Here is an 8,889-nt window from a genome sequence, read left to right as displayed (position 1 = left end):
CGCTTGTGGTATTCATCTTTATCTGATTGGCCCCGCAGACCATGAACTGCTGGACCCTTACTTGTATTCAGCATTCTGATTTGAATCATTGTTTCATCCATGTTTTTGGCCATTTCTCCGCCTAAAGCATCAATTTCTCGCACTATATGTGACTTACCAGGTCCTCCGAGTGAAGGATTACAGGGCATAAATGCCACATGATCCAGACTAACTGTTAGGGTTAAAGTCTTCATACCCATTCTTGCAGGTGCCAGAGATGCTTCACAACCGGCATGACCGGCTCCAATGACAATTACATCGTACTCTTTTGGATATCTATGAAAATCCATTATATCTCTCCCTTACTTTTAAAATTATTTTCCCAGACAAAATTCATTAAATATTCTATCTAAAATGTCATCTGCGACTGTTTCTCCTGTTATCTTTCCAAGTCCATCAAGGCAGTCTTTTAAATCAATAGTTAAAAAATCATAAGGCATATTTGTTTCATGTGAAACAATTACCCGTTCAATTGCTTCTTCAGCCTTAACTAGAGCATCACGATGTCTGCTCTGAGTGACTACTGTTTCAGCATCTGTATCAATTTCCTCATCCAAAATTTCAGCTAAAATATCATCTTTTAGTTCATTTAATCCTTCTTCTTCTAAAAGTGATATCCAGAGAACACTGTGCTCAGCAAACTCATTTTCAATCTTTTGTTTTTCAATCTTTGCCGGTAGATCAGTCTTGTTTACTATTACTATCAGAGGCTTATCTTTAATTAATTTATAAATTTCTCTATCTTCTGCTGTAATTCCCTGATTTATATCAAGCATAAAGAGCACCAGATCTGCTTTTTCGGCTGATTTTCTGGTGCGTTCAACTCCAATTTTTTCTACAGCATCTCTTGTTTCTCTAATCCCAGCTGTATCAATAATTTTTAGTGGGATCCCCTGCAGATTAATATATTCTTCAATAACATCCCTGGTTGTTCCGGGAATATCTGTTACAATTGCCCTTTTTTCTTCTAAAAAATAATTTAAAAGGCTTGATTTACCTACATTTGGCTTACCAACAATTACAGTTTTCAAACCTTCTTTATAGATCTTACCCTGTTTACTACTTTTTAATAATTTTTCTATCTCTTCTTTTAAATAATTAAATTTATCACCCAGCTCAGCCGGAGAAAATCCTTCAATTTCATCTTCTGGATAATCAATAGCAGCTTCCAGATGAGCAAGTATTTCTACAGCCTCTTCTTTAATTTGATCAACCTTTTTAGAAAGTTTCCCGTTCAGCTGGTCAACAGCCAGATCCAGACTTTTTTCCGTTTTAGAATTAATAACTTCGATAATAGCTTCTGCCTGAGCCAGGTCAATTCTGCCGTTCAGAAAAGCTCTCTGCGAAAACTCTCCCGGTTCAGCCAGCCTGGCTCCGTGTTTTAAAGTTAAGTCCAGCACTGCTCTCAGGGGGGTCATCCCTCCGTGACAGTCAAATTCGAGTACATTTTCTCCGGTAAATGAGTGGGGAGCCCGCATCATCACTGCAACCACCTCATCAATTATTTTCTCAGTCTCCGGATCTTTGATATGTCCATAGTGAGCAGTATAAGTATCCTGCTCAGAAATCTTTTTCTCTTTTTTGATAGAGTTAAAAATCTTATCTCCAATTTGATAAGCCCGGGGTCCACTAATTCTAATTTTACCGGTCCCTCCTGTGCCAAATGGAGTTGCAATTGCTGCAATAGTATCTTCTTTTAATATATCCAATTTCTAAACACCTCCTAAAAGATAACCCAGCAGAGAAAATCCCTGCTGGGTTAATGATAAAAGCCATCTGCTTCTTTTATTTTCTGTTTATTAACTGCTGCACCAAAGTAATACAGCACTTTATTTAGATTAGATAATTTTATTTATCTAATGGTTCTATCATAACTTTACGGTAGGGTTCTTTTCCCTCACTGTATGATTTAACATTTTTATTTTCTTTGAGTGCTATATGAATAATCCTTCTTTCATGTGGCGGCATCGGCTCTAAAACAACTTTTCTCTTTTTTCTTTCTGCTTTTGCTGCCAGTCTTTCTGCCAGTCTTTCTAAAGTTTGCTGGCGGCGATCACGATAACCTTCAGCATCAAGTAGAACTCTAAAATATTCTTCCAGCTCTTTATTAATATAGATAGAAGTTAAATACTGCATTGCATCAAGAGTTTCTCCCCGATGACCAATAACCAGACCCAGTTCTTTTTCTCCTGTTAGGTTGTAAACTACCTGTTCAGCATCACTTTTTTCTTCCATGATTTCTACACCAACATTAATATTGGCTTTTTCTAAAAGGCTTTCCAAAAACTCTTTGCCCTTTTTGACAGGATCGAAAACTTCTTTTACTTCTACAACAGCATCTTTAGTTCCGATTAATCCAAGTAATCCTTTACTACCTTCATCTATAACATTAATTTCAGCATCTTCTCTTGTAATTCCTAATTTATTCAGAGCTTTTTCTACAGCTTTTTCTACATTTTTAGCTTCTACTTTTATGCTTTTCATTTTTATTCTGCATCCCCCTTGATTCTGCTAGGTTCTTTGGATAGAAAATACTGCTGACCTACAGTAAATAGGGTTGATGTAAACCAGTATAATAAGACTCCAGCAGGTAATGAGAAACCAATAAATACTATAAAGAGAGGCATCATGTACATCATCTTATTACTTTTGCCTTCTCCTCCAGAAATTTTCTGAGTCATATATGTCTGTCCCAGCATAACAAGTGCATTTAAAAGCACAATTGCAATATCCGGCTCAGCCAGTGATCCATTAGTAATTGTTCCAATCCATAAAAATGCTTCATTTGCCATTTTGTCACCTAAAGCAAAAATAGTTCTGTATAAAGGAATCAAAATTGCCATCTGAACAATCATCGGCAGACAACCTGCAGCTGGATTAACACCGTGTTCTTGATAAAGTTCCATCATTGCTTCCTGCTGCTTTTCCTTATCATCTTTATATTCTTCCTGAATTTTTTTCATTTCAGGCTGTATTTCCTGCATCTCTCTCATTGAGCGCGTCTGTTTAGCTGTTAAAGGATAAAGTACCAGCTTAATCAACAGAGTGAAAATAATAATTGCCAGACCATAATTACCAACAATATTGTAAATAAAATCTAAAGCGTATGCCATTCCATTAATTAACCAATCAAACATTTAATAAATTCCTCCTATTCTACCGGATCATATCCCCCAGGATTGAAAGGATGACAGCGCAAAATTCGCTTTAATCCCATCCAGCCTCCTTTTAAAGCTCCGTATTTTTGAATTGCCTGTTTTGTGTATTCTGAACAAGTAGGACGAAAACGACAGCTTTTGGGAGTCCAGGGTGAAATAATCTTCTGATAGATTTTAATAAAAAACAAAAATAATTTTTTCATTTTACCACCTTATATAACCAGTTTCATAATCATTTTGTTACTAATAATTATGTAGAATTAGATAAATAAAATTAATAAGCTCCAATTTCTATGTAATTCAAATTATATTCATCTTTTGATACAACTTTTTTACATCTCTTTTTAAACGATGATAATCAAGATTAACAACTGGTTTACGGGCAATAAAAATTATATCATAACCTTTAAATTCTTTTTCTCTTTCAACTTCTCTAATAATCTCTCTCAATCTTCTTTTCAGTCTGTTTCTGACAACAGCATTACCAATTTTTTTGCTGACTGATAAACCGTAACGATTCTTTTTTCCTTTTTTGTAATTTAAGCAGTAAATTACAAGATTTCTTGTCGCATATGATTTTCCATTTTCATATACTTTTTTAAACTCCTTATTCTTTTTAAGACTCTCCACCAAATAACCTCCAGCTAAAATAATCCACAACTAAGCTAATTTTTTATTCATACATTTAAAATTATATGCTATTTAGATAGTAGAGTCAAGGAGATTTAACTTTATCCACAAGATAAATTTTCAAAGCCTTTGTTGATAATTTGTTGATAATCTGTTATTATTAATATGGTTATTTGGATTAAATTTTTATCCTTACCGAGCTAATAGTTAAGAGATTATTAACAATCTGTTCATAAAATAATTAACATAGCCATAAAAACCAATCAAATACAGCAACTTATCCACAGTTTCTTAATTTTTTATCCACAAACTGTTAATAACAATCATTCTTTGTGGATATCTTTTGTCTTTTTATTAACAAATTTTTATTCGAATTTTAAATTTAGAAAGTGATTTTACTGCTTTAACAGTAAAGTTATATTTCTTTTTTCTGTGGATAATTTGTATAGTTGTCCACAATTTTGTGGATAAACCCTTATTTATCCCCGTTGATTGGGGATAACTTTAACTTGAGCACAATTTTTTAGAATTACAGGAGGTATTTTATGTCTTTCTCGCAAAAAGAATTAGATCACATCTGGAAGAAAACTTTAGAAAATATTAAAGAAAAAATTACAAATCCCAGTTTTAATACCTGGTTTTCAGAAACTAAGGCAGTTATGACTACTGCAGAAAATCAGCTAGTACTGCAGGTACCAAATAATTTTATCCAGGAATGGATAGAAAGTCAGTATACTGACTTAATAGAAGAAATCCTTGAAGATTTAACTGGTAATCAGTGGACTTTACTTTTATTAACTCCAAAAGAAGTAAAAAAATTTAAAGAAAATAAGGAAAATAATAAAGATAAAGCTGAAGAAAAAACTAAGGAAGTTGAAATAGTTGAAGAAAATATTGAAGAAGAAAGTATAGAATCAGAATTAAAGCAAAATGGCTTTAACCCAAAATATACATTTGATACTTTTGTAGTCGGTAACAGTAACCGCTTTGCTCATGCAGCATCTCTTGCCGTTGCCGAAGCTCCAGCAAAGGCATATAATCCTCTTTTTATTTATGGTGATGTGGGACTTGGAAAAACTCACCTGATGCAGGCTATTGCTCATTTTATTTTAAAAAATAATCCTGATTATAAAGTTGTTTATGTTTCCTCGGAAACCTTTACCAATGAACTCATTAACTCTATCAAGGATGATTCTACTGTTGATTTTAGAGATAAATACCGCAATATTGATATTCTACTGGTTGATGATATTCAGTTTCTGGCCGGCAAAGAAAGAACACAGGAAGAATTTTTCCATACCTTTAATACATTACATGAATCAAATCGCCAGTTAATTATATCAAGTGATCGCCCCCCAAAAGAAATTCCTACTTTAGAAGAAAGGCTCCGTTCCCGCTTTGAATGGGGTTTAATTACTGATATTCAGAAACCTGATTTAGAAACCAGAATTGCTATTTTGAGAAAAAAAGCAGATATAGAGAATCTAACTATTCCAAATGAAGTAGTTATTTATATTGCCAATAAAATTCAATCTAATATTAGGGAATTAGAAGGGGCTCTGGTTAAGGTAATTGCCTATTCATCCCTTGTTGACAGGGAAATTGATGTCGATCTGGCAAGAGAAGCTTTAAAAGATCTGGTTAATAAAAAGAAAAATGAATCAATAGAAGTTAATATTGAAAGGATCAAAAAAATTATAACTGATGATTATAATTTAAAAATGGAAGATATGGAATCCAAAAAAAGAACTCAAAATATAGCTTTTCCCCGTCAGATAGCTATGTATTTGAGTCGAGAATTAACTGATTTTTCTCTACCTCATATTGGTAATGAATTTGGCGGCCGTGATCATACAACTGTAATCCATGCTCACAATAAAATTAAAGAAAAAATAGAAAATGAAGATGATTTTAATAATAAAATTGAAAGATTAATTGACACAATTAAGCACGGTTAAAGCTTTCTTTGCTGTTAATTTTTTAATACTTAGCTCCACATTTTATCTATTAACATTTTCTGTGGATAATTATTAAGGTGCCTGTTGATAGATTGTTGATAATTCTTAACTGTTAGTATGTGGATAACTCTTGTCCTATCGACTAACAACTTATCTACAGTAGAAATCAGGCTCTCAATAGTACTTAAGGGCTTATCCACATATTCACAGCCCCTACTACTATTACTACTAGTTTTATTAATAAATTAACCATTATTATATATTTTCGTTTTTGTTAATAACTTTTAATCAGGAGGGATATACTTTGAAATTTTCAATCAATCAAAAAGATTTATATAATGCTCTGAACATAGTTAGAAGAGCTGTCGCTAAAAACCAAACATTACCTATTTTAACTGGTATCTTTTTAAAGCTGGAAAATAATAAATTAACTTTAAAATCAACTGATCTGGAGTTGGGAATCAAATATGATTTAAAAGTAGAGGCAGAAATTGACGGATCAATTGTACTGCCAGCTACTCAATTTTTAAATATTATTCGGGAACTGCCAAACGAAGAAGTAAAGATAGAATTAAATAAGGATAAATGGCAGCTGCAGATTAAATGTCTTAATTCTTTATTTAAAATAAATGGTTATGATCCAGATGAATTTCCCAATTTGCCGCAGGTAGAAGAGAGTGCAAAGTTTACTCTGCCTTCAAGTAAATTTAAAGAAATGATCAAAAAGGTTAGAATTTCAACCTCAAAAGATGAAACTCAGCCTGCTTTAACAGGTGCTTTATTTGAAGTTGAAGCAGAAAAAGTAAAGATGGTTTCTACAAATACATACCGTCTTTCATATATTGAAGCTCCCTTACAGACTTCAGTTAATGAAAAAATTGCTGTTATTTTACCAGGCAGCACCTTACAGGAATTAAATAATTTACTGGAAGATGAGGGAAGTGTTGAGATAGAGGTTGACAGTAATTATGCTCGTTTTAATTTTGCTGGAATAGAGGTTATTTCTCGATTAATAGAGGGTAAATTTCCAAATTATGAGCTGGTTATTCCGGATGAATCAAACAGTAAATTTTCTGCAGATCTCTCCCAGCTGCACGGGGCAGTAAAAAGAGCTTCTCTGATTGCAAAACTTGATGCAAATATAATTACCCTGCAGGCAGATGATGGCTTAATGGAGATCAATTCAGCAGAGGGTAGTTCTGGTTATGCACATGAGGAAGTAAAGATTGATATTGAAGGTCCGGAGCAGAAAATTAATATTGACGCCGGCTATTTCATTGATGTCTTAAAAGTATTGGATTCTGACGAAATTAATATAGAAATGATAGGACCATTAAATCCCCTTGTTGTTAATTCTCAAAAAGATGGGGATAAGTTTATTTATCTGATTATGCCGGTCCGTTCACAATCATAATTAAAAGCTAATAAAGTGTAATGCTCTGTTGATATCTGAAAAGTTATCAACAGGGGGTACACTTACTGTAATTGAGGAGGTTTTTAGAAATGGAAGAAGTAAAAATAACAAGTGATACAATTAATTTAGATCAATTTTTAAAATGGGCCAATATTGTAATGAGTGGTGGAGAAGCTAAACATTTAATTCAGGCAGGAGAAGTAGAGGTTAATGGAGAAATAGAATTAAAGAGGGGTAAAACTTTAAAAGCTGGAGATATAGTTAAATTAAAGGCTGAAGATAAAAAATATAAAGTAAGTCGGGGATAATTAATGTATTTAGAAAGAGTTCTCTGCCGAAATTTTCGTAATTTTGAAGAGCTGATGATTGATTTAAATCCAAATTTAAATATTTTCCTGGGTGACAATGGCCAGGGGAAGACTAATTTTTTAGAATCAATTTATTTAATGGCCACTGCTAACTCGCATCGTAGTAGCATTACTTCCGAAATGATCAACTGGGATCAGGAAAAAGCACTTGTTCAGTTGCTTTTACGGCGCAGAGAAGGTAAAATAAAGTTAGCCATGCGTTTAGAAAAAAGTGGACGCCAGGTTGAAATTAATGATAATCCTTTGGATAAAGTGAAAGAACTGCTGGGATATTTAAATGCAGTTTTATTTTCTCCTGAGGATTTAAAGCTGGTTAAAGAGGGACCATCGCATAGAAGAGAGTTTATAGATCTTGAAATTTCACAGGTCAGCCGTTATTATAATCACCTTTTAAATAAATATGATCATCTTTTAAAACAGCGAAATAATCTATTAAAGTCAATTAGAGATGGTAAATCAACTGATCGTGAGATGCTTGCAGTCTGGGATGAACAGTTAGCTGTAGTAGGTTCAAAAATAATTTTAAAAAGAATAGAAGTTATAGATAAATTAAAGATTCTGGCCAGACTATCTCAACGTAAAATAACTGAAGGTAGGGAAAATTTAGAGCTGGAATATGATATTTCTCTTAATAATTTTTCTAAAAAAATGGGAGAAGCTGAATTAAGAGAACTATTTATTGATGAGTTAATAAATAAAAGAGATCAAGAAATTTCTAGAGGTTATACAGTAGTTGGACCTCATAGAGATGATTTAATATTAAAGGTTAATGATATGGATCTTCGCAAATATGGATCTCAGGGACAGCAGCGAACTGCTGCTCTATCGTTAAAACTGGCAGAACTGGAATTTATGAAGTCAGAGACCGGAGAATACCCAGTCCTGCTTTTAGATGATGTTTTTTCGGAATTAGATGGTTTGAGAAGAAAAGCATTGATTAATATTATAGCTGATAAAATTCAGACTATAATTACAGCAACAGATGGAGAAAATTTATCCGGAATTAAAAATAACTCCTATAATGTTTATCAGGTTAAAAAGGGGAGAATAAAAAAGAGGGTGAATTAGACATATGTTTTTACATCTTGGTGATGGTTATATGATTCCATCAAAAGAAGTAGTATTAATTGGTGATTTAGAGAGTACGACTTCATCTGAGATAACTGAGGAATTTTTGGAGATTTCTGATGAAGAAGGATTTATTGTTGATTATTCCGGGGGAGATCCCCGTTCTTTTGTGTTAACAGGAGAGACAATTTATCTTTCAATGATCTCATCTAAGACACTTGGTGATAGAGTTGATAAGTTTACAGAAGAAAATG

11 protein-coding genes are annotated in these 8,889 nt (G+C 33.1%); 5 read left to right on the top strand and 6 right to left on the bottom strand.

Annotated elements, in window-relative coordinates:
• The 6 genes from CI949_RS12900 to rnpA form a co-directional block, all read right to left on the bottom strand.
• On the bottom strand, nt 1–329 hold a 329-nt coding region (locus tag CI949_RS12900; protein WP_290767122.1), incomplete at its 3' end, for an FAD-dependent oxidoreductase.
• 24 nt (nt 330–353) lie between these two features.
• Nucleotides 354–1,748 (bottom strand): tRNA uridine-5-carboxymethylaminomethyl(34) synthesis GTPase MnmE, encoded by a 1,395-nt coding sequence (mnmE, locus tag CI949_RS12895; protein WP_290767120.1) that lies wholly within the window; start codon nt 1,746–1,748, stop codon nt 354–356.
• Between the two features lie 139 nt (nt 1,749–1,887).
• Nucleotides 1,888–2,523, bottom strand: coding sequence for an RNA-binding cell elongation regulator Jag/EloR (gene jag, locus CI949_RS12890; RefSeq protein WP_108140908.1), 636 nt, complete (start codon nt 2,521–2,523; stop codon nt 1,888–1,890).
• A gap of 2 nt (nt 2,524–2,525) precedes the next feature.
• Entirely contained in the window at nt 2,526–3,176 is a 651-nt protein-coding gene (locus CI949_RS12885; RefSeq protein WP_108140906.1) for a YidC/Oxa1 family membrane protein insertase, read from the bottom strand.
• Nucleotides 3,177–3,190: 14 nt separating this feature from the next.
• Nucleotides 3,191–3,400, bottom strand: coding sequence for a membrane protein insertion efficiency factor YidD (gene yidD / locus CI949_RS12880; RefSeq protein WP_290767117.1), 210 nt, complete (start codon nt 3,398–3,400; stop codon nt 3,191–3,193).
• Nucleotides 3,401–3,497: 97 nt separating this feature from the next.
• Nucleotides 3,498–3,827 carry a ribonuclease P protein component gene (gene rnpA, locus CI949_RS12875; protein ID WP_290767115.1) on the bottom strand — a complete coding sequence of 110 codons (330 nt, stop codon included), beginning with the start codon at nt 3,825–3,827 and terminating at the stop codon, nt 3,498–3,500.
• Between the two features lie 545 nt (nt 3,828–4,372).
• Here rnpA and dnaA point away from each other — a divergent pair.
• The 5 genes from dnaA to remB all read left to right on the top strand — a co-directional run.
• Nucleotides 4,373–5,785, top strand: a complete 1,413-nt coding sequence (gene dnaA / locus CI949_RS12870) for a chromosomal replication initiator protein DnaA (RefSeq protein ID WP_290767111.1) — start codon at nt 4,373–4,375, stop codon at nt 5,783–5,785.
• Nucleotides 5,786–6,089: 304 nt separating this feature from the next.
• Nucleotides 6,090–7,199, top strand: a complete 1,110-nt coding sequence (gene dnaN, locus CI949_RS12865) for a DNA polymerase III subunit beta (RefSeq protein WP_290767109.1) — start codon at nt 6,090–6,092, stop codon at nt 7,197–7,199.
• A gap of 89 nt (nt 7,200–7,288) precedes the next feature.
• Nucleotides 7,289–7,507 carry an RNA-binding S4 domain-containing protein gene (locus CI949_RS12860; protein ID WP_108140896.1) on the top strand — a complete coding sequence of 73 codons (219 nt, stop codon included), beginning with the start codon at nt 7,289–7,291 and terminating at the stop codon, nt 7,505–7,507.
• Nucleotides 7,508–7,510: 3 nt separating this feature from the next.
• Complete coding sequence (gene recF / locus CI949_RS12855; protein WP_290767106.1) at nt 7,511–8,635, top strand: DNA replication/repair protein RecF; 1,125 nt, start codon at nt 7,511–7,513, stop codon at nt 8,633–8,635.
• Between the two features lie 4 nt (nt 8,636–8,639).
• Nucleotides 8,640–8,889 (top strand): extracellular matrix regulator RemB (gene remB, locus CI949_RS12850; RefSeq protein WP_290767104.1); only part of this gene is annotated, 250 nt, incomplete at its 3' end.

The sequence above is a fragment of the Halanaerobium sp. genome (assembly GCF_003070835.1).
Note: the sequence above shows the minus strand (reverse complement) of the source record. Positions and strands in the feature narration are given on the sequence as shown.

What these genes read in the sequence shown, in the direction of transcription:
- jag (WP_108140908.1), bottom strand. Translation starts at nt 2,523, where the DNA reads ATGAAAAGCATAAAAGTAGAAGCTAAAAATGTAGAAAAAGCTGTAGAA.
- CI949_RS12885 (WP_108140906.1), bottom strand. Translation starts at nt 3,176, where the DNA reads ATGTTTGATTGGTTAATTAATGGAATGGCATACGCTTTAGATTTTATT.
- yidD (WP_290767117.1), bottom strand. Translation starts at nt 3,400, where the DNA reads ATGAAAAAATTATTTTTGTTTTTTATTAAAATCTATCAGAAGATTATT.
- dnaA (WP_290767111.1), top strand. Translation starts at nt 4,373, where the DNA reads ATGTCTTTCTCGCAAAAAGAATTAGATCACATCTGGAAGAAAACTTTA.
- CI949_RS12860 (WP_108140896.1), top strand. Translation starts at nt 7,289, where the DNA reads ATGGAAGAAGTAAAAATAACAAGTGATACAATTAATTTAGATCAATTT.
- recF (WP_290767106.1), top strand. Translation starts at nt 7,511, where the DNA reads ATGTATTTAGAAAGAGTTCTCTGCCGAAATTTTCGTAATTTTGAAGAG.